Annotated in this window: 16 protein-coding genes and 4 tRNA genes; 1 reads left to right on the top strand and 19 read right to left on the bottom strand. The window is 58.2% G+C overall.

The features are described 5' to 3' along the window. Position 1: 1 nt before the first annotated feature. The 9 genes from ACKUTP_RS08045 to ACKUTP_RS08005 form a co-directional block, all read right to left on the bottom strand. Complete coding sequence (locus ACKUTP_RS08045; RefSeq protein ID WP_138340988.1) at positions 2 to 730, bottom strand: lysophospholipid acyltransferase family protein; 729 nt, start codon at positions 728 to 730, stop codon at positions 2 to 4. 3 nt (positions 731 to 733) lie between these two features. Then, a complete protein-coding gene (cmk, locus tag ACKUTP_RS08040; RefSeq protein ID WP_138340986.1) occupies positions 734 to 1,420 on the bottom strand; it encodes a (d)CMP kinase in 687 nt (228 codons plus the stop codon). Between the two features lie 66 nt (positions 1,421 to 1,486). Beyond that, positions 1,487 to 2,464, bottom strand: a complete 978-nt coding sequence (locus ACKUTP_RS08035; RefSeq protein WP_171025247.1) for a pseudouridine synthase — start codon at positions 2,462 to 2,464, stop codon at positions 1,487 to 1,489. After that, positions 2,451 to 3,179 (bottom strand): SMC-Scp complex subunit ScpB, encoded by a 729-nt coding sequence (gene scpB, locus ACKUTP_RS08030; RefSeq protein WP_250787761.1) that lies wholly within the window; start codon positions 3,177 to 3,179, stop codon positions 2,451 to 2,453. Before scpB ends, ACKUTP_RS08035 begins: the two co-directional genes overlap by 14 nt. Before the next feature lie 11 nt (positions 3,180 to 3,190). Continuing rightward, positions 3,191 to 4,000: a ScpA family protein gene (locus ACKUTP_RS08025; RefSeq protein ID WP_250787760.1), complete on the bottom strand. Its 810-nt coding sequence runs from the start codon at positions 3,998 to 4,000 to the stop codon at positions 3,191 to 3,193. Positions 4,001 to 4,084: 84 nt separating this feature from the next. After that, positions 4,085 to 4,768 (bottom strand): site-2 protease family protein, encoded by a 684-nt coding sequence (locus ACKUTP_RS08020; protein WP_250787759.1) that lies wholly within the window; start codon positions 4,766 to 4,768, stop codon positions 4,085 to 4,087. An 8-nt stretch (positions 4,769 to 4,776) separates the two neighbouring features. Beyond that, positions 4,777 to 5,073 carry a hypothetical protein gene (locus ACKUTP_RS08015; protein WP_250787758.1) on the bottom strand — a complete coding sequence of 99 codons (297 nt, stop codon included), beginning with the start codon at positions 5,071 to 5,073 and terminating at the stop codon, positions 4,777 to 4,779. After that, entirely contained in the window at positions 5,060 to 7,093 is a 2,034-nt protein-coding gene (locus ACKUTP_RS08010) for an ABC-F family ATP-binding cassette domain-containing protein (RefSeq protein WP_250787757.1), read from the bottom strand. Before ACKUTP_RS08010 ends, ACKUTP_RS08015 begins: the two co-directional genes overlap by 14 nt. Before the next feature lie 75 nt (positions 7,094 to 7,168). Next, positions 7,169 to 7,241: transfer RNA gene (locus ACKUTP_RS08005), tRNA-Ala, on the bottom strand. Between the two features lie 252 nt (positions 7,242 to 7,493). On the opposite strand from ACKUTP_RS08005, the gene ACKUTP_RS08000 reads away from it, so the two are divergent. Then, positions 7,494 to 7,569 (top strand) — tRNA-Ile (locus tag ACKUTP_RS08000). A 134-nt stretch (positions 7,570 to 7,703) separates the two neighbouring features. Here ACKUTP_RS08000 and ACKUTP_RS07995 read toward each other — a convergent pair. From ACKUTP_RS07995 to ACKUTP_RS07950, 10 genes are all read right to left on the bottom strand, one after another. After that, positions 7,704 to 7,776: transfer RNA gene (locus tag ACKUTP_RS07995), tRNA-Ala, on the bottom strand. 196 nt (positions 7,777 to 7,972) lie between these two features. Continuing rightward, a tRNA-Val gene (locus tag ACKUTP_RS07990) sits at positions 7,973 to 8,047 on the bottom strand. 138 nt (positions 8,048 to 8,185) lie between these two features. Beyond that, a complete protein-coding gene (locus ACKUTP_RS07985; RefSeq protein WP_350446093.1) occupies positions 8,186 to 8,857 on the bottom strand; it encodes a DUF3825 domain-containing protein in 672 nt (223 codons plus the stop codon). 486 nt (positions 8,858 to 9,343) lie between these two features. After that, on the bottom strand, positions 9,344 to 9,643 hold the full coding sequence (locus tag ACKUTP_RS07980) for a nucleotidyltransferase family protein (RefSeq protein WP_227790876.1): 300 nt from the start codon (positions 9,641 to 9,643) through the stop codon (positions 9,344 to 9,346). Positions 9,644 to 10,803: 1,160 nt separating this feature from the next. Next, positions 10,804 to 11,520 carry a YfbU family protein gene (locus ACKUTP_RS07975; RefSeq protein WP_227790875.1) on the bottom strand — a complete coding sequence of 239 codons (717 nt, stop codon included), beginning with the start codon at positions 11,518 to 11,520 and terminating at the stop codon, positions 10,804 to 10,806. Between the two features lie 678 nt (positions 11,521 to 12,198). Beyond that, positions 12,199 to 13,305 carry a hypothetical protein gene (locus ACKUTP_RS07970; protein WP_373118774.1) on the bottom strand — a complete coding sequence of 369 codons (1,107 nt, stop codon included), beginning with the start codon at positions 13,303 to 13,305 and terminating at the stop codon, positions 12,199 to 12,201. 316 nt (positions 13,306 to 13,621) lie between these two features. Continuing rightward, complete coding sequence (locus ACKUTP_RS07965; protein ID WP_250787754.1) at positions 13,622 to 14,830, bottom strand: AAA family ATPase; 1,209 nt, start codon at positions 14,828 to 14,830, stop codon at positions 13,622 to 13,624. Positions 14,831 to 14,841: 11 nt separating this feature from the next. Further along, the gene (locus tag ACKUTP_RS07960) at positions 14,842 to 15,687 is read right to left on the bottom strand and encodes a hypothetical protein (protein ID WP_227790872.1); all 846 of its coding nucleotides are present in this window, start codon (positions 15,685 to 15,687) and stop codon (positions 14,842 to 14,844) included. A gap of 290 nt (positions 15,688 to 15,977) precedes the next feature. Further along, positions 15,978 to 17,774: a P-loop NTPase fold protein gene (locus ACKUTP_RS07955; protein WP_409064229.1), complete on the bottom strand. Its 1,797-nt coding sequence runs from the start codon at positions 17,772 to 17,774 to the stop codon at positions 15,978 to 15,980. 150 nt (positions 17,775 to 17,924) lie between these two features. After that, complete coding sequence (locus tag ACKUTP_RS07950; protein WP_409064021.1) at positions 17,925 to 19,349, bottom strand: reverse transcriptase domain-containing protein; 1,425 nt, start codon at positions 19,347 to 19,349, stop codon at positions 17,925 to 17,927. Between the last annotated feature and the right edge of the window lie 499 nt (positions 19,350 to 19,848).

The raw sequence follows: 19,848 nt of genomic DNA, 5'->3' as shown, positions 1-19,848 counted from the left end.
GCTAGAACCTGCCCGGATGCTCGGCGCACAGCTCGTCTCGCATGGCGTAGACGCGGTTCATGGCCTCGGACTCAAACCAGGCCAGACGCTCCGTGCGCTTAAGCCCGGCTGGCGCGTCGGAAAGCGAGATGGCCTTGCCGGCGCGGATCCAGCACTTCTTGGGGCGCATGATCTTTTTGCCCGCAGGCGTGATGTCGGACCAGCCACAGATGGCGAGCGGGTTCACGGGTGCCTTGCCCATCTGGGCGATGAGCGCAAAGCCGCCGTGGACCTCGGGTTTGATCTCGCGCGAGCGGATGCGCGTGCCCTCGGGGAAGATCAGGACGTCCTCGCCGCGCTGCAGCGCATGCTGGGCGGCACGCAGGCACTTCATATCGGCAGTACCACGCTCCACGGGGATGCCACCAACGCGGCTAAAGGCCCAGCGTACGATCTTGCTCTTGGCAAACTCGGACTTAAAAATGGGGCGAATGCGGCGGCCGCCAAAGAACAGCGCCGTCTCTACAGCCAAAAGCTCGGCCATCGAGGTGTGGTTGCAGATGACCACGCTGCCGCGGCCTTCCTGGCGCTCAAACAGCAGATCGGCGTCCTCTACCTTCCAGCGCCACATGAGCTTGGAGAAGGCCCAAAGGATTGCCATGACCACGAAGACGGTGCCGCGGATGAGCACGGGGAACTCGGCATAAGGGGCGTTGTAGTAATCCTCGGGCGTCTGCTTAAACAGGCGCATGGGCTACCTCCTTTGGTTGATGAGGTCCTCGATAATGTGGACGACCTCGTCTATGGTGTGTGCGGTGGAGTCGACGTGCACGGCGTCCTCGGCGGGCACGAGCGGCGCCACCTCGCGGCTGCTGTCGAGCTTGTCGCGCTGCTTGAGGGCATCGAGGGTCTCGTCGACTTCGGCCTCGAGCTGCTCGCTGGTGAGCGGCTGGGCGTCGTTTTGGTGGCGCTGCAGCACGCGGCGACGGGCGCGCTCGCGCGGGTCGGCGGTCAGGAACACCTTGACCTGCGCGTTGGGGAACACGACGGTTCCGATGTCGCGACCCTCGGCCACGATGTCGCGATCCTCGGCGGCGCGGCGCTGATGGACGAGCATGGCCGCGCGCACGCCCGGGTAGGCCGAGACCTTGGACACGTTGGCGTCGACCTGCGGGGTGCGGATGGCAGCCGAGGCGTCCTGGCCATCAATGGTCAGACGTGTGTCCTCGCCGGTGCCGTTGGTAAAGCGGATTTCGATCTGCTCGGCGAGGGCGTCGATGGCAGCCTCGTCGTCCAGGTCGATGCCGCGGTCGAGCGCGGCGAAGGTGACGGCGCGATACATGGCGCCCGTATCGAGCTTGTTAAAGCCCAGCTGGCGGGCGATCTCCTTGGCGATGGTGGACTTGCCGGAACCGGCGGGGCCGTCGATGGCGACGATCATGCAATGCTTCCTTTCGGTGGTTGACGTGCTGGTATGGGACGCGGGCGCTGCGGCTTGGCGGTCTGCCTAGCCGGTGTAGCGCTCGCGGTAGGTGTTGCGCTTGGGCGCGGAGCCGTGGCTGCCGTGGTGACGCGTGCGTGCCGCGGGCGTGCCCTGGGGCTTGCCGCTGTCGCGCTTGGAGCTGGCCTGCTTAGGCGGGATGCCGCCGGCCTTGAGGATTTGCACCTCGCGGTCGGTGAGCTCGCGCCACGAGCCCTTGGCCACATCCTTGAGCTCCAGGCCGGCAAAGTTGCTGCGATGCAGGCGGATCACCGGGTGGTGGATCTTGCCCAGCATGCGCTTGACCTGGTTCTTACGACCCTCGCGGATGATGACCTCCACGGCGGTGGTGCCGGGCTTGACGCCCTGCGGAGCCACGGCCTCGGCTTCGCGAGCGGTGATGACGCGGCAGATTGCCGGCTGGCATAGGCCGTCGTCGAGCTCGATGCCACGACGCAGCGGCGTGAGGTCGCGGTCGGACAGTTCGCCGTCCACGAGTGCCTGGTAGGTCTTGTAGACGTGTTTGCTCGGGTGCAGCAGGTCCTGCGACAGGTCGCCGTCGGTGGTAAAGAGCAAAAGGCCCGTGGTGTCGCGGTCCAGGCGGCCCACCGGGAACAGGCCCGGAAATCGGTCGCGGGGAACCAGGTCCGCCACACAGGGACGCTCCTGCGGGTCGCTCATGGTGGTGAGATAGCCGGTCGGCTTGTAGAGCATCAGGTACACGGCGCCCTGGTCGAGCTTAACGGGCATGCCGTCGACCTCGATATGATCGCGGTCGACATCGACCTTGGTGCCCAACTCGGTCGCGACCTCGCCGTTAACCGTCACTCGGCCGGCGGTCATCAGGTCCTCCGACCCGCGGCGGCTCGCCACGCCTGCGCGCGCCAAAAAGCGCTGCAGGCGCATGGTGTGCGGATAGACGGGCTGGGCGTCGGACTTGTGCACATCCGCGTTGGGCGCCGCAGCGCCGGTGCGCATCTCCCCTGTCTCGTTAGTCTTCGTCATGCGTATCCTCCGCAGTGTCGTCGGTGGACAGCGTTTCCTCGCCGCCGACTGCCTCGACATCATCAATATCGGTATCGAGCAGCTCACGTTCTTCGTCCAGATCCTCAGCCTGCTCCTCGAGCGTGGACTGAATGCTGCGGCCGCTCAGGCGCTCGCGGATAAATTGACGTGACTGCTCGTCGGGGGCAAACTGCTCCAGATCGGGAAGGTCGCGGGTGGAGCGCAGACCGAACTTCTCCAAAAAGGCGTTGGTCGTGCCGTAAATGATGGCCTGACCGCGCTGGGGGTCGCGCCCGAGCTCGCGCACCAGGCCCTTGTCAACGAGCGACGCAATGACACCGTCGGAGTTGACGCCGCGGATGCCCTTGACCACCTCGCGCGTCACGGGCTGGTGATAGGCGATCACGGCCAGGGTCTCGAGTGCCGCCTGCGACAGTTTTTGCGTGTCCCAGCTCAACACATAGGCCTCGACCACGTCGTGATATGCGGGATGCGTAAACAGGCGCCAGCCGCCGGCGACCTCGCGCAGCTGAAAGCCGCGGTTGGCCTCCTCGTACTCAACTTTGAGCTCGGCGAGCAGCGATGCGCATTCGCCGGGGGCGATATCCAGCGCACCAGCCAGCGCGGGCGCGCTCACCGGATCGCTCGACACCAGCAGGAGCGCCTCCAAGGCGCCTTTGAGGCTATTTGTCTCCAGCGGGGAAAGGGTTGACATGGTTGCCGCTCCTATTCGGTGAGCTCGGGGCCCTCGCCGGGTACGTAGGCCTCGGCGCCCTCGACGCGGTTGATGCGGATGGTTCCAAAGATTTCGTCCTGGCTCAGGGTGAGCGAGCCACGCTTGGTGAGCTCCAGCATGGCCAGGAAAGTGACGACGAGCTGCTCGGTGGTGGCGTCGCCGTCCAACAGCTCGCGGAAGGTGCAGGTTTGGTGCGCCGTGGTAAAGCGGTCGACCGAGGCCACCGTCAGGTCGAGCGGCACGCGATGCGGTGCCACGTGCTCGGCCTCCAACAGGAAGGTCTGGCGCTTGCCGTCCAGGTCGGCACAGATGACGGCCAGGCCGCGCAGGGTGATGCCGGCCAGGTAGTCGGGCATGAGGCCCAAAAACTCCGGGTCGGGGCCGGCCACACGCGGATGCATGCGGCTCTCGGCCTGCATGCGCGCGCCAAGGGCTGCCGCCGCGCTCTTAAACTGCTTGTAGGCAATCAGGCGCTGGATCAGGACCTCGCGCAGGGCATCGCCGTCGAGCGCGCTGAGTTCCTCGAGGTCATCGTCGAGCTCGTCATCATCATCGGCTTTGCGCGGGGCCTCCTGAGGCACCAGCGAGGCGGCCTTGATGTCCAAAAGCGTAGCCGCGACCAGCAAAAAGTCGCTTGCCACATCCAGGTCCAGCGCCTCGATGCGCTCGGCTTCGGCCAGGTATTGCTCGGCCACCTCGCTAATGGAGATGGCGCCGATATCTACTTTTTGACGGGTTACCAGCTGCAGCAGCAGGTCGAACGGTCCGCTGTAGACCTGCGTCGACACGCGATACGACATCTTCGACCTCCTTTGACGGCGCCTTCGCGGCGCGGTTTGGGTGCATGTTGCGACCGTTTTGCGCGGTAGACCTGTAAGTTTACCTTAGATGCCGGCGATTGCGAAGTTGAGCAGCCACTCAGCCAGCGGATACACGGTAACGTCGAAATAGCGGCCGATCACATCGATACCGGTCCACATGGGCAGCAGATACAGCACGATGATGAGTATGGGCATGGCGTATTGCTGCAGGTGGTAGTAGTTGGTGAGCGCTTTACCTTTGAGGAACGGCACGATGATAGACGAGCCGTCAAGCGGCGGAATCGGAATGAGGTTAAAAAACGCGAGCGACAGGTTAACCACGATAAAGGCAGCGCCGAAGTTCATGATTTGCGACGCCACGCCAAAAGACATGCTGGCGTAGAGGTTGCCATAGACCAGGTGCATGAGGGCTGCGGCCAGGCACGCGAGTGCGATATTCGATGCGGGGCCTGCCGCGCTCACCAGGACCTCGTCGCGCTTGGGGTGCTTGAGGTTGTTGAGATAGACGGGCACGGGCTTGGCGAAGGCAAATACCGGGCCGCCGGCCGCGAGCATAAGCAGCGGCAGGAGGACGGTGCCAAACGGGTCGATGTGGTTGAGCGGGTTGAGCGAGACGCGGCCACGGGAGCGTGCCGTCTTGTCGCCGAGCGCCCAGGCCGCGGCGGCGTGCGCGCTTTCGTGGATCACGATGCCAACGATGACAGCGACGGCGCTGGCAAGCAGATTCATGAGGTAGCTGCTGGACATAGCACCTCCTAGCGGACGCGGCGCGATGCGCGCGTGAGCAGGTGGTCGACCACAAACAGGATGACGGCCACGATGGCGTAATCTAAGCGGAACACGCCGCCAAAGGGCGAGGTGATGACGCCGTAGCCGGCGATGGCACTCGGCAGCGCGCGCGAAAGCTCAACGACAAAGCCGACGATCTGCAGCTTGGCGGTCAGGCCGCTAAAGCACAACAGCACGGTCATCGCGCTCATAAAGATGCCGCAGATGCGGCACGCAATGGCGATGATGCTCATCGCCACGGCAGCGGCCTTACGAGAGTTCACGCGCGGTCTCCTCTTCAATCTGTGTGGAAAGCTCGAGCCATTCGTCCTCGAGCTTGGGCAGCTCTTGCTTAAGGCCGTTATATTCCCCCAGCGCGGCGTTGAACTTATCCTGATCGGCATAAAGCTCTTCACTTGCCATCAATTCCATAAGCTCGTCATAGCGGGCGCGCTTTTTGTCGAGCTCCGCCTCGATCTTCTTAAGCTGGTTGCGCACGCCCTTGAGCTTTTTGTTGAGCGCAGCGCGGGCCTGGGCCTCGGCGCGCTTTTGCTCCTTGGTCTTTTTGCCCTCGGCAGGTTTAGGCGCCGCGGCGGGGGTGTCGGCCTGGGCGGCGCTGGCTTTGGTGGACTTGGCCGCGGCAGGCGCGCTCTCCCCTGCGGCCTCGGCGGCGGCGCGGGCTGCGAGATCCTCGCGCTTGTAGAGGTAGTAGTCGTAGTCGCCGTCGTAGACCGTGACCTTGCCATCGCGTATGTCGATCACGCGGTTGGCAACGGCGCGTACCAGGTGCTCGTCGTGGCTGATCAGCACGATGGTACCAGGGAAGTTTTGCAGGGCATTCTCGAGCATGTCCACCGAGTCGATGTCCAGGTGGTTGGTGGGCTCGTCCAGGCACAGGAGCGCCTCGGGGGCCACGAGCATCTTTGCCAGGGCCAGACGCGCCTTTTCGCCACCGGAGAGGACGCGGACCTGTTTTTCGATTGCATCGTTGTCGCTAAACAGGAAGGCGCCCAGCAGGCTGCGCTGCTGCGGCACGGTCCACTTGGGCGTGACGGTGTCGATCTCTTGCAGGACGGTGTTGGACTCGGTCATGCCCTCGAGCGCATGCTGGGCATAGTAGGCGACGCCGACGTTGGTTCCCAGGTCGCGGGTGCCGGTGGTGGGCGGCTCCAGACCGGCGAGGATCTTCATGAGGGTGGACTTGCCAGCGCCGTTGGGGCCGACGAGTGCCACGTGCTCACCGCGGTAGAGCTTAAGGTCGATGTCGCTGTAGATGTGCTTATCGCCGTAGGACTTGGAGACGCCCTCTAGGCCCACGACCATGTCGCCGGAGCGTGGCGGATCGGGGAACTTAAAGTCGATGTGCTTGTGGCCCTCGGGCAGGATGACGAGCTCCTTTTTAATCTGCTCGATCTTGCGGATGCGCTCCTGCGCCTGGGCTGCCTTGGTGGGCTTGTAGCGAAACTTGTCGACGAAGACCTGCATGTGGGCGATGTCGCGCTCCTGGGCAGCGCGCTTGGCGCGCATCTGCTCCAGGTTGTCCTCGCGCTGCTTAAGGTAGCTGCTGTAGTTGCCGGTGTAGGTGGTCACGCGGCGGTTCTCGAGGGCGGCCACGTGGTCGACGCAGGCGTCCATGAAGGCGCGGTCATGGCTGACGATGAGGACGGCGCCATCGTAGTTGGCGATAAAGCCGCGCAGCCATTGGACACTCTCGAGGTCCAGGTGGTTGGTGGGCTCGTCCAGCAGCAGCAGGTCGGGGTGGCGCAGGAAGAGCTTTGCCAGCGCGATGCGCATCTGCCAGCCGCCGGAGAACTCGGAGCACAGGTGCTCAAAGTCGGTGACCTTAAAACCCAGGCCGGACAAGATCTTGCGGGCGTTGCTCTCGAGTTCGTAGCCGCCCAGATGCTCAAAGCGGTCCTGGACCTGGCCATACTCGTTGAGGAGGGCGTCGACGTCTTTGCCCTGCTCGGAGAGCTCGGTGATCTGGGCCTGCAGCTCGTTAGCGCGCACGCCCATGCGGCGGATTTCCTTGGCGGCGGCCATGACCTCGGCAAGGATGGTGGTGTCCTTTTGCTCCAGGTTAGTTTCCTGCTCTAGATAGCCTACCTGGCAGTCCTTGGCGTACTGGACCTGGCCAGCGTCTGGGCTGTCGATGCCCATGATGATCTTGAGCATGGTGGTTTTGCCGGCGCCGTTGGGGCCCACGAGCGCAAAACGCTCGCCGGGGTTGATCTGGAATGACGCGCCGCTAAAGAGGACGCGCGCGCCGAAGCTTTTTTCGATCTTGTCGACCAGGAGGATCATGGTGCCGCCTTTGACCTTGTGTGCCTATATGAAAAAAGGCCCCAACTTGCGTTGGAGCCTCATTCAATGCTCGGGTGGAGACGAGGGGGATCGAACCCCTGACCTCTTGACTGCCAGTCAAGCGCTCTCCCAGCTGAGCTACGCCCCCGTGCGAACAAGTACTATACGGGAACACCGGCGGCGATGCAAGGACAATTTTGGAAAAACTTTCCGCGGCTGCGCCCGGCGGCCGGCCCGGGGCGCTGGAAGCAGGCAAGAGGGCCAAAGGCGGCACCATGATCCTCCTGGCGGACAAGATCGTGCGTTGAACGACCAACGCGCGCATGGTAGTATCTTTCATCGTGGTGCGAAACTAATTCAAATGGATAGCCACCATTACTATCGTTGCCACTAACTTCAAGGGCTCTTGGCGCAACGGTTAGCGCAGGGGACTCATAATCCCTGGGTTCTGGGTTCGAATCCCGGAGGGCCCACCAGAATTTACAGAAGGCCAGACACTAAGTCTGGCCTTCTTCTTTTTATATAGCTTAAATATCGGTCGATAGGAGACCTTGTGTGCCAATATGAAAAAAGGCCCCAACTAGCGTTGGAGCCTCATTCAATGCTCGGGTGGAGACGAGGGGGATCGAACCCCTGACCTCTTGACTGCCAGTCAAGCGCTCTCCCAGCTGAGCTACGCCCCCGTGCGAAGAAGTACTATACGGGAACACCGGCGGCGATGCAAGGACAATTTTGGAAAACTTTCCGCGGCGCCGCCCGGCGCCCGTCCAACGGCGTCTCGGACAACATGGATTCGATCATGGTGTCGGTTTTTAGTGTCACACTTGGTGTCAAAAAGAAAAAGGTCAGAGGCTTAATACCTCTGACCTTTGCTTTTGATGGTGGGCGATACAAGATTCGAACTTGTGACCCCATCCGTGTGAAGGATATGCTCTACCCCTGAGCCAATCGCCCGTCGCCTTTTGGCAAAAGAGATACTATCATAGCCGCGCGTGGTTTACCAAGAACTTTTTGCCCTCGATTTTAAATTCGTGGGCTTTGGCTGCTCTGGCGCAGTCCAAATAAACAGCAAACCCGCAGCTCAACGAGCCTTTACCGCTTGATCCACGAGGTCTCGGGGCGGCAGATGAGTCGTGCGTTGTTGTAGGCCATATCGAGCGTGAGACAGGTGCGCGCAGCGTAGAAGCCGTCCTCGCGCTGGATGGTCAGCGCCAGCTCGGGCTTGTCGCCGGTCAGGCACAGCGGCAGCAGCAGCTGGATTCGGCCTCCATAGAACTGCGGCACGGCGAGCGTGTAGTTGGCGGCGGCGCGACGGGCGGCCTCGACGACGGCGCCCTCAAAGGCACGGCGCAGCAGCAGCGAGTTGCCCTCCCCCATCAGGCTGGCGGGGATGCGCGTGAGGTTTTCCTCGTCGCCCAGAATGTGGTCGATGTTGGAGCGGATCGGCAAGCGGTAGTCAAAGACCAGCTCGGAGGGGTCCTCGGCAAAGCGCACGCGGCACGGCAGGTACTCAAACGAGACCAGCATGGGGTCGCTCTCCTTAAAGAAGCCCTTCAAAAACCAATGCTGGCGCGCGTCGGGCTTGGAATTGGGCTCAAACAAGCCGTAGATGGTCTCGTAGCGGCGCGTGTACAGGCCGGTGTTGAACAGGCAACGGTCGTCGTCGAACACCAGCGGCAGGTTGGACGGCGCGGTCTGGTCTACGTCGCGCTCGGTCAGAAACACCGCGCGGCTAAACGAGAACGACAGGTAGTTTTTGAGGATACGGTTGTTGGGACCCCAGTCCTAGGGATCGGCGAGGTCTACCAGGCGGTCGTAACAGGGCTCGGGGCAAAACGCAAAGTCGTAGATATTACTGCACAGGGTGCTGGGGATCTCCATGTGGTGTCCAATCCAATTGATAACCTTCGTGCGGATGCTTTGATTCTATACGTATGACACGTCGCCGATACGCGCAACGCGATTGCATCGAGGTTTTTTGGCGAGTCAGGCCATCGCCGGCGCGATGAGGCCGGCCGCGCCGGCAAAGCACCCGCCCAGCAAAACGCATAGGCAGACCAAAGCAGTAAACAGGATGTAGTGTCGGCTGGTGTGGAACGCGGCAGCAAGCATGACCGCTCCGACCTTCGCAAGAGCCAATGGAAACTGCGCCAATAAATTGCCTGGCAGCAGTAGTTATTGGTGTAGCGAGATCAAAATATGCGAGCTTCGCAATCAAAAAGAATGACCTCGATGAGTTCCTCATCCCATTTACGCCGCTTCATAGAGACGCACCTCATCCTTTTCAATGCTCTTGCGGAATGCAGGACGCATATGCTCGGGAGGGTTGGTGACAATCTCAACATCTCGCACAAGCTCTTCTTCGAGCTCAAGGGAGAGTTCGAATAGCGTGCCGAACGTCATTGTTTCACCGCAGACTAGACGCAAATCAATATCGCTATCTGGCGTTTGCTCGCCACGGGCGAAGGAGCCAGATAGGTATGCCTCGCGGACGTCGTAACGAGACAGCGCACGAGAAACAGCAGCGGATATGTCGACAAGAGTAATCAAGTCTTAATTTTACTTACCGATTGAATGGAAGGCAATCGCCATCCGCCCGTTCCGCAGGCCGGTGATTAGAGAGGGGCTGTATCCGGCAGCATGCGGCAAAATCTGAAGATGCCATACGTAAGGGAGATTGGCAAAGTCTCTAACCGCGGTTTTATTGACAAAAATCGGGTTGTGCTCAGGGATTGCTTATTTTTCCTCGCGCTTCCGAAATATAGGCATTTTGGCAGCGATCTGAGGTGCCTTTGAGCGCCATGCTGATGTCGCCGAGCCAAGAGCAATTGGTTAACGGACAAGCTGGGGCACGCGTTCTAGTATTTCAATAGTCAATGCCGAGGGGACACGTTAAGATGTTGTCAGTAAACCCGCCTGGCCTCTGCTTAGCATGCACACTGGCGGGTCTTTTTTAAGTCCTTGGAGCCGAGACGAAGTACGAGAAGCCATTCCTCACCTACGACGAACAGGCGGACCTGCTGATCTCGCGCGGCCTCATGGCAGACCGAGAAGAACCCGTCGGCAAACTCGAGCACGTGGGATAATAGCGGGCACGCTCGGAGTCAGCGCCAAGGTGGCCGAGTTCTGCCTCGTGGCGCTCAACACCGTGAGGAACTACTGCTGCGCCCACCATGGCCGCCTCTGGAACAAGACGCTTGGCACCAAACCCATGATCCCAAGGGATGACACCGCCTGGCACGAGCCCCACGAGGAATGGCGAGCCGTGGGCTTCGGAGAGGGGTTGATTTCCGATCTCAGCCGAACACATTGATCGGATAGGCCGTTTCCGCAGCCAGCCGAACGCCCCCGAGTCCCCTCCCGGGACTCGGGGGCGGCATTTTCCCAGTTGAAGGAACGGTGGAGATGTTTTTCGATGGGTCCGGTGGCCATGCCCCGCCCTCCGCCCGGCACCTCTTCCCAGACTCAGCCGGACGGTCGGCCCGCCTATTACATTTTCCCCTTCAGGCCAGGACAGCGGGGCATCGCCCCTCTATGCGTGCGCCCGCCCTATCAGCCCCGGCGTCAGGTCGAGCTCGCTGAGCGGCACGTCCTCCACGCCGTAGGCCCCCCGGCAGCTCCCGGCCGTCCCGTGGACACTCCAGCCCTTGATGTATTCGTTGATGTACTACAGAATTCGTCCGATGTCTTCAGACATCGGCTGCTCCCTCCTAGTAGCCAGAGTCGTAGCGCTGCGCAGCGATGACCTTCTCGATCTCGGCGAGGCCGAGGAAGCGGTCGCCGAGCATATGCTTGCGCCAGAGGGGCTTGAAGCAGTGAAGCATGCGGCGGTACATCTCGAGGCGGGGACCATGCGAGTTCCCGCCATCCGAGTACTTCCTCAGAGGCTCCGCGAGCTCCTCATAGCGCTTGTCCGCAAAGAGGTGCTTCACGTAGCCGGCGAGACGCCCCTCCTCCATGTCGTTGTAGTCGAAGCCTTGAGGCGAGATGTCGCGCTCGTCCACCTCGGCCTTCTCATCTTCAGGCAGGTCCTCGTATGAGGCCCTGAGGACGCGGAACATGTCGAGGATGTCGTACAGCTCCTCGCAGCGTGAGTTGGGAATCTCCGGTCGAAGCACGGCGAATGCCTCCGGGTACTCGCGCACGTAGCCCTTCTCGAATATCTGTGCATTGCGCTTGTGGTAAGCGGCATCCTCCTCGTCCTCCGAGAGGGCGGCAAGGATGAGCTCCTGGTCGCGGAGGATGAGGCGGTTGACCGGCGCTATGGTCAGCGGGGCCATCTCCTCGGGGTAATCAGTGCGGGGGCTACCCACCATTGATCCGAGGGCTTCGGTGACCACTCCTGAGATGGTGCCACCCGATTCGTGGGCCAATCCCTCGAGTTTGGCCTTGAGGTCATCACTGACTCGGATAGAGATGGTTGCCATTGTCTACCTCCTTAATGGTGTCCTACTGTCATGTATTATTGTATTACACTTACACGGTGACGTCAAATAGTCGGAGCCTGCCGGTTTGTGACCGGCCTGGAGAATGCTCGCAGCGGCGATCGTTGCGGGCATTTATCTTGCCCGCACGGGATGCGGGAGGTTCAGACGTGGAGTCCTCCAATCTCCCGGGACCGGCTGATCCGGCCCTCAGGGCATCGGATTCCCACATTCATCGGTACACTCACAGATGAATGTGGGAGGTGTTCGGATGAAGTTGATATTCAAGGGGCTTCGGAGACAGTTGGGAGAAGTGCCCTGTCTGGTTAAAGTGGCTAATCAACGAAAAGGCCGATGAATGCTTCAACGAAGAGATCCAGCAGAACGAAGGGCAGCAGGACTAGACAAAGGGGCGCGGCCAGCAGCGTGGTCATGCCCAATGGCAGCGCTTGTTGCGGCTGCTCGCGCGTTATGCCAGGATTTCGTGCACGCGCTTCTGCACCGTCGAGTAAAGGCTACGAACGAGCTGGGGCACGCTATGGCTGCCATATCTTGAGCAATTAAAACTGTCCGTTCAACAGTAGGGGTGCGCCGGCGTCAGCCGGTGTGCCCCTACTTTGGGAAACGTAAAACTCGCTTTTTGTCGGTTGCCTCTCCCCTCTTCCAGCCCAAACGGGTGCCTCAGCAGCGGCGTGCGGCACCTAAAAGCGCTGTCCCCAGCAGGAATAGCGCCAAGGAGACGGCGATCCAGTTGCTGTCGGCGGTCTTGGGGAGAGTGGCGGTGGCAGCGCTGGCGGTCTTGGCCTTGAATGGTGTGGACGCCGCGGTCTTGGTCACTGTCGTTTTGGTCGTCTTGGTTGTCGTGGCTGTCTTTGGCGTCGTGGTCGCGGGCTTAAGGACGGGATCCGTCGCGGGCCCGGCACCGGGCTGCTCATCGGTAGGACCGGCACCACCAGCCGGCTCGCCCGCGCCACCGGGCACCTCGCGCCCGTCGGTCTCCCCCGCCGGCGCCGTGGCGCCCAGGGGCTCGATCACCACATGCGGCGCCATGGCCCCGGAGGCATCCACCACGCCGCCGGCACCGAAGGCCCCGCCCACGGGCGTCACGAACCGCGCGGACACGAGCGACCCACCCGTGCAAGCAACGCCGCCATCGGCACCGGCCGCGTCGAGCCACGAGGCGTCGACCGAAAGCCCGCACCCGGCCGAGCCGTCGCCAGCGTCCTGCAGGTACAAACCGTAAGCGTACACGCCGGCGGCGGGCGCGGCACCGAAGGCGACGACGCGCCCGCCGCCGCGCACGGCCATGTCGCCGGCGATCACGCCGGCCACGGCCTCGCCCGTGACGTTCGCCCCGTCCGCCCGGGCATCGACGGTGCAGCCGTCCACAACGAGCGCTCGCGAGACGTGGATCGCGCACTGCGAGCCCGATGCCGCCAGGGACCCGGTGCCGCTAAGCGTCAGGTCGCCCCACACCTCCATGCCGCACTGCGAGATGTCCGCATCGGGCGCCTGCGACTCGACCACCGAGTTCTGCCCCACAAGCGTCACGACCAGGTCGCCGTCGGCGCCGATGGCGTCGCCCGCGTAGCCGTCGAGCTCCAGATGGCCGGCATCGGTCCAGGCCCAACCGGGGCCCGAAACGCCCGGCTCGCAGTACGTCGCGCCCGCGATGAACAGGCTCTCCGCGCCCGCGGCATAGGAAGGCCCGCCCAGCAAGACGCATAGGCAGGCCATGGCAGCGATCGCGATGTGATGACGGCTGGTGTGGGACTCGGCGGCAAACATACCCGCTCCGATCTTCGCAGGAGCCAATAGGATGTGCACCAGAAAATGCCCTGGTGGCAGCACTTATCAGTTTAGCGAGATCGATGCGGGGGCAAAGAGAAATCGCGTGGGCGAAGTCCACAATTAGGTGTAAATCGTTTTGTCAGTCGGTGAAAGGAAGAATCGACTTACAACCTCCGTTTCGATTCTTTAAAAGCAGGTAGCATCCTTCAAATTGACAGCATGATACTCCGAAGTGAATCTGAACTTGCGTCATGACATCTCAAGCAATCTGGATTTGGTAATGTAGATGCGATGCAATAAGAATGTATATTCGTTAAATTTGGGTGTGGATGATGGAGGACGGCGTCGTGATTGAACTGCTCTTTCGGGCCTTCTCCACGAATTCGCTGATCCAGGATCTTGTTGTGTTCTTGAGGATCCGGATGTTTTCGGTCGCTTCAATGTCGATTTCCACCTTTGCCTTGTCGGCGATGTCGTCCGGCAATGTCGGCAAACCCTTGAGATCAGTCTCCCTGTACTTCTTGGCAAACATGGAGACGTATCTTTCGACAAAGAGCTTTTTGTCGCTTATGCTTAGCTTGGAGAAGAGGCTCATCAAACTGAAGCGGGAGAGGAGTTCCGCCGGGAAAGTTTCATCGATCTTCCCGAGGGGGCAGTTTGTCGTGAACACGATGATAAACCCGCGGAGATCATGCTCCATCCCTTGGGAGTCCGTGAACGATCCTGTCTCGAGGAGATCGAGGAAGAAGTTCCAGACGGCGGGTTCAGCTTTCTCGAACTCGTCCACCAGGAGAATTCCGGCATCGGATGAGTCGATCTTCTTTCCCAGCTCGCCTTCTTCGCTTCCCATGTATCCTCTCGGGCTGCCGATCAGGGAGTTGAGAGAGTCCTTACTGCTGTAGTTCCCGAGATTGACCTTAGGGAGGGGCTGGCATGGCGCGATTGCCTCGCAGAGGATCTTGGCAACTTCTGTTTTCCCGACACCCGAAGGGCCAAGAAGGAGCAGCGAGAATACTGGCTGCTCGCCGAGCGCATTGAAGAGCCTGAAGCTGCGCGATCGGGATTCGAAGGAGCGTTTGAATTCGATCTGGCCTATGAGCTCGCTTTCGAGGGTGGTGAGGACTTGCATGAATTCGAGTTCGTCGAGGGATACGAGTGTTCTCTTTCCTCTTTTGTCCTTCTGGGTGCCCTCATCGACCTCGATGTCGCAGTCTATTATGTCGTCGAACATGGTTCTCAATTGGTATGCTCCTTCGTTCACGGTTTTATCGTCTCCGATGAAGAGGGTGCCAAAGGGTAGCTGGTGGACGAGGAGCTCGAATTTCGATGCCAGCTGGAGATCACCCGATAGTAAGCCCATGAATGATGAAACGTCCACGACGAGCTTTTTCTCGGAAAGGAGCTCGGAGATTTGGTCGCTTCCGTGTAGTTCGAGAAGTGACATCAACTTGAAGCCGTCTACTCCGAGCTGGTCGATCAGGGCTTTATACTGGGATTTGTTGTATGTGACGAGTTTGCGCATGGCATTGCCTATCAAGCCTCGAAGGACACTGCCTGAATGACAGCAAGGATGTCTATGTAATAGCCCTGTTCTGCCCGATTGCCGCCGACGGTCATGGCTGTGGGTGACGGGTTCTTTCCGCATATAACAATGTCGTTCTGCGGCGTGCGTTTTGGGTCGCCTGGCTGCTGGAAGTAATCAAAGGGGCTCTTCATCTGGGCCGGGGTGATTTTCCCTTTGCATATCCCGACGATGCCGACCTTTCCGATGAGCAGGTCGTCGATTGTGTACCCGCTTTCGAACATCTCTTCTCCGTCGAGGGGAATCTTCGCGTACAGCGGCGTTCTTCTTCTTGCGCGGTTTCCTCTGAGCTTGAAGGCTGCGCCGTCTCCTATGAAGGATTGCATCATGTGGCCGATGTCGAGGTCTCCGGCATCGGGGACGGTGATTCCGTCAAAGGTCCCGCTCATGATCGCCATGATGCCTCGAATCTCATCCTCATTGATGAGCTTCAGCGAGACATCGCCAATATATGCGAGGTCGCCTTCTGCAAGCGTTGTTCCGCTTTCGGGGGCTTTGCAGTGCTCCATTATGTCGGCGAGCATCCGGCTATTTGTGTTCACGTATTCGAGGGTGTCCACGATCTTCTCTTGTTTTTCGTGCCTGACGCTTCCTTCGAGTTTTGCCCTGAGTTTCGTCAGGAAGGGAGGGTTGAGCTCCGCTTCGGCGTTCAATGATGCTCTCTTTGTCGTCCCGTTCTGGTTTTCCTTGGAGCTTGTAGTCTTGAGCTTGTTGTCCAGGAGCATCCTCGTCTCGAACACCTTCTGCTGATTCATGTAGTAGACGGTGAAGAGGCCTGGTATTTTATTTTCTGGCATAGTTCCTCCGCTCCTTTCCTTTAGCGTGGGGCTGTCGTTGTTTTCGCCCCTCGTTATCCGCGTACCATCCGTTTCACACCATACGTATCATTGCCACTCCGAAAAAGCAATCGAACTCACCATGCAGCTGAGACGGATAGAAGACCATGGTCACAGCGAAGAAGGCGCGACCGGCTCATACTTCGATCTATGCAACAAATGAAATCAAGCCGGCACCGTGCAAGCGCAAACCAAGACCGCTGGCGCTAAAGCGCACGGCAAGCGGAGTATCGGTGCTACTTCTGTACGGGTTACCTAAATCGGTTCTCAAGCTCCTCCAAATTTCTCAAGAACCAGCGCCTTCTAATCGCTCCAGTTTTCGTTTCAATGTTCGTTTCTTCCAGTGCATTTTTTATCTGATGTATCCATTCAACTAAAGCCGCCGATGGCACTCCGTCCGGATTCCGAACGTTATGAAGATGCACAAAGAACTCACGAAGCGCCTCTTGATTCGACGCATCTTCTCTGCAAAATGTCTTGACAATGACCCTCGGACTAGCATTAACCAACACTTTGACATCGCGTTTCGCAGCATCGTTGAGACGACGAGCAAGCTCCCTGCCCGTCAGTCCCTGCGCTCCTTCAGATATCATCAACTGACTCGTCATTCTTTTATTCAACTCTGCCCAAGCATAACGCTTGAGATCTTCAGCGAGCGCCCGTCTCTCCCGCCTCTCGTCTGCACAAAATACTGGTCCAGAAAGGTACTCAGAAGCTTTTTCTGGATCAGCATCGATCACTTTCTTGCAATATTCGATAAAGTCATTTTGCGAAAAAGGACATTCCCATTCGAGATCAGATAACAGGTAATAAACCTCGAGCACGTCGTGCAAACAATCGACTGAATAATGTGCCCCGGAAACTAAAGCAAAATAACGCTTCGCGAGGACATCCACCTTCTCGTCATCAAGAGCGTACGCGTGCCTCATCTCAGCAGCGATCTCTCTAACATCGAGGGTATCGATGTTATTCGGATACCTTTTTCCAATGTACGCTTTAAACCCTTGCTCAAGATCATCCTTTGTTACTTCGCCTGAAGGTTCGAATGCTTTACCTATCACGGAGAAATCAGAGTATTGCTCGTAAAGAGACACGCTACGATCGTATTCCAGGGCCTCCGGACTGAGCAAATTCTCTCGCCTTCCGTTTTGTGGCATGGAAGGCGCGCTCCCCATGGAGGTCAACAAAGCAAAATGGACTGCGTCCCGTAGAGCGTTAAACCGATTTTGGGGTGCAATTCCTGTATCTTGAACCGCCTCAAGACTGCAAATTCTTCCGATTAGCTCATGAGCACGAATCATTGCCCGAGCATTTACGCATCCGCTGGCCTCAACCCCCGCAAGTATGGCACCATGTATATCAAGGTCTTCCGATGGGCGACAATCTCCCATGAGAATTTCTTCGGCCAATGCCGACGGGCACGGCCTGAATGGATAGACTTTCCAAATTAGTTTTTCGCGTACGTCCCTATCGAACTCTCGCATCGATTGCGCATCACTGCCTCCCCAGGCATTTGAAACCAGCATGACCTTCAACCCAAGTCTTTCGACAAGATCGTTCATCGTTCCGAATAGCGCCAAATCGTCGCTATCTTTAGAACGCCTCTCCACATCATCGAATACAAGAAAGTGCTTCTTTCTGAGCATTAGGCAGGCAACGGATTGTATCCCGACGGAGAGATTCACGGATAATCCCGTTCTTTTAATTAAAGCCCCCGAAATACCGTTGAGGGCGCCCCCTATCGTTTTGGCAGCAGCTTGCGACCTCATGTCTTTATCGCTAAGGTGTACGAGCGCCATCACAATGCGTTCGTATAAATCTTCAGCAGTAGCAATCCCGAACATAGAAACGCGGACAAGGTCGTATTCGCCCTCTTCGAGATGCTTGGCGAGCTTCTCTTCAATGAATCGGGTCTTTCCCGACCCCCAATCTCCCTCAAGTGCAATTGCATATTGATTGTCCTTATCCTTGAGATAGGAATCGATATGACCGATGAGCTGATCAGCAGGTTCTTTTGACCGGCATGTCTCCATTATTCCCTCCAGCATCAACTTAGGGCGAAAGATTTCTTTCGCTGCGATAGATCAACCCGCAACTGAGGCCGCCCCGTCCACAACAATGATGGCATAAACTCGATTGAAAGCTGGCGGTTAGACCATGCTCAAGCTTTACTGTTACCTACAGCGCCTAAACCAGTATCAGCCCCTACCCGTTGCCTTGTTAATTTTCCTATACATCTTGGAAACATGACCACTAATGGGGTCATTCGGAAACGCCTTCTGAGCTCTTGCAACATATGAAAGATAGTTTCCATGGCGGCTTGGGTCCGAAGCGCTTCGCTTGTCACTCGATCTGTTCCCCTTCGGAGAGTAATGCTCGTACAATGCGCTTACGCGCTTCTTACTCGGATGCTTGTCCGGATTATCAGCCAGCCTGCCGATTGATTTAGCAGCACGATAAAACCTATTGTAAAACCTTCCGACCGTAGATTGGCGAATTCGAACATCGTTACCGTCAAAATCAAATCCCAAAAACGAAACATGATTTCCAGCATGATGCGCGGTCCGCACAACTTCCATTTCTCCTGCGAGCAATGCACCAAATGAAAGTTGCTCGACCTTTCCATCGTTTATACGGTGGATTTTGGTTTTTTCATCTTGTAGTTCAACTGCAGGAACTCCCTGTGCCAAAGCAAGAGCTTTACTTGCTGTTTTGAGATCCTTGGCAGGGACGACAATGATGAAGTCGTCGCAATATCGTATATACCTGCCATTCACGCTGGCAACACACGCGTTAATCTGGGCATCGGTATCAAACATATACATATTCGCCAACACGCCACTTGTTGCCAGTCCTTGGGGAATGCCCCTCGCATCATGCCTTTCTTTCCAGGGCACAACAATCGAAGAATCCTTGTAAGCCGTAAACTCCGCAGGTGTCAAGATGCGCGGTAGCCTGTTAAGGCTCCTTAACGCCTTGGATCGAACTTTGGACGCAGAATTGCCAAACGTGAACGGGTCGTCTGGCTGAAGATCAATCCAGCAAAGTCCGTTCCTTCTCGCCAAATCGCCAACAGGCCAATAGCAGTAATGCAATATGTTTTTCAGGACTTGGTAATGGTCCGGTGGAAGCATGCCCTCGTTAAAGAACCCTCTAACGGCCTTGCGTAAGTAACTATGATCGAGGTTATCGAAAAAATGGGTGAAGTCTCCCGTGATAACTAGCGAATCCCCCTGCCTGCGAATGGCATCGATTGCATCTGCAGCAACAGAGTAATTAGTGAGGTAAAATCCGCTTCGATAAGCTGCAGCAACGCCGCCGATGCCCGTTTCTAAGGCACGACGGTCATATAACTTGCCCCATTGCAGCGCATAATACTGAAAAATCCTGTGATCCAAGTGAGATGCATATGCGATATCTCTCGTCTTCAGGGTTTTCTTGCCGTCCCTGAATCTCACATGGCAAAGCTTATTCGCAATTAAGGGAAGAAATGCGTGACGCTGAATAAAATCTGCATCACAAACCCTCGCCTCGACATCCTTGAATGCAACACGGTAATCGAAATGCGCGTAGCTCTTCTTTGTCGCATACCCTGGAATACGAGACGGGTCGAAATCGTTCACGGGCTCACCGCCTTTAATCAACCTGCTCGGTATATAGGAGCGGCTCACCCAAACCGAGCAGGCTAACATGAGGTGAAGTGAGTTCACCAACGCAATGCGGCCGCCCATTCCAATGCTTGCCTATGGCATACTAGATGGAGATGCGGAGATAACCGATATGATCATCAGCGCCCTTGCCCAGCTATGCGCAGGCAACGTCGGCATCAATAGTGCGAACGTCGGAATTTCGTCGTTTGCGCTATTGACGGCGATAACGCACCTTTACGCCAATGCGTAAAGCAGTTCTATTGTACCCGAAATCCTATCTTGAAACACACGATCGTATCGGATTAGAGATATATAACCTACCTGAACCTACCTGAAGGAGAGTTATCGAATCTGCATTGGCATCAGATTCGTGAGGCCTCAGCGTCAACAAATGCAGAGTCTGCGCTTTAAGATAAACGGAAGACTGCTTCGGTTTTTAAATCTATTCTCAACCTGCCGCCCACAGGAGCTC

Origin of the sequence: Collinsella sp. wc0529, from assembly GCF_046116875.1 — a bacterium.
GTDB lineage: Bacteria > Actinomycetota > Coriobacteriia > Coriobacteriales > Coriobacteriaceae > Collinsella.
Note: the sequence above shows the minus strand (reverse complement) of the source record. Positions and strands in the feature narration are given on the sequence as shown.

Excerpts from the sequence above, each read along its gene's own strand:
- ACKUTP_RS08045 (WP_138340988.1), bottom strand. The coding sequence starts at position 730 with ATGCGCCTGTTTAAGCAGACGCCCGAGGATTACTACAACGCCCCTTAT.
- cmk (WP_138340986.1), bottom strand. The coding sequence starts at position 1,420 with ATGATCGTCGCCATCGACGGCCCCGCCGGTTCCGGCAAGTCCACCATC.
- ACKUTP_RS08035 (WP_171025247.1), bottom strand. The coding sequence starts at position 2,464 with ATGACGAAGACTAACGAGACAGGGGAGATGCGCACCGGCGCTGCGGCG.
- scpB (WP_250787761.1), bottom strand. The coding sequence starts at position 3,179 with ATGTCAACCCTTTCCCCGCTGGAGACAAATAGCCTCAAAGGCGCCTTG.
- ACKUTP_RS08025 (WP_250787760.1), bottom strand. The coding sequence starts at position 4,000 with ATGTCGTATCGCGTGTCGACGCAGGTCTACAGCGGACCGTTCGACCTG.
- ACKUTP_RS08020 (WP_250787759.1), bottom strand. The coding sequence starts at position 4,768 with ATGTCCAGCAGCTACCTCATGAATCTGCTTGCCAGCGCCGTCGCTGTC.
- ACKUTP_RS08010 (WP_250787757.1), bottom strand. The coding sequence starts at position 7,093 with ATGATCCTCCTGGTCGACAAGATCGAAAAAAGCTTCGGCGCGCGCGTC.
- ACKUTP_RS07975 (WP_227790875.1), bottom strand. The coding sequence starts at position 11,520 with ATGGCAACCATCTCTATCCGAGTCAGTGATGACCTCAAGGCCAAACTC.
- ACKUTP_RS07970 (WP_373118774.1), bottom strand. The coding sequence starts at position 13,305 with ATGTTTGCCGCCGAGTCCCACACCAGCCGTCATCACATCGCGATCGCT.
- ACKUTP_RS07965 (WP_250787754.1), bottom strand. The coding sequence starts at position 14,830 with ATGCGCAAACTCGTCACATACAACAAATCCCAGTATAAAGCCCTGATC.
- ACKUTP_RS07960 (WP_227790872.1), bottom strand. The coding sequence starts at position 15,687 with ATGCCAGAAAATAAAATACCAGGCCTCTTCACCGTCTACTACATGAAT.
- ACKUTP_RS07955 (WP_409064229.1), bottom strand. The coding sequence starts at position 17,774 with ATGCTGGAGGGAATAATGGAGACATGCCGGTCAAAAGAACCTGCTGAT.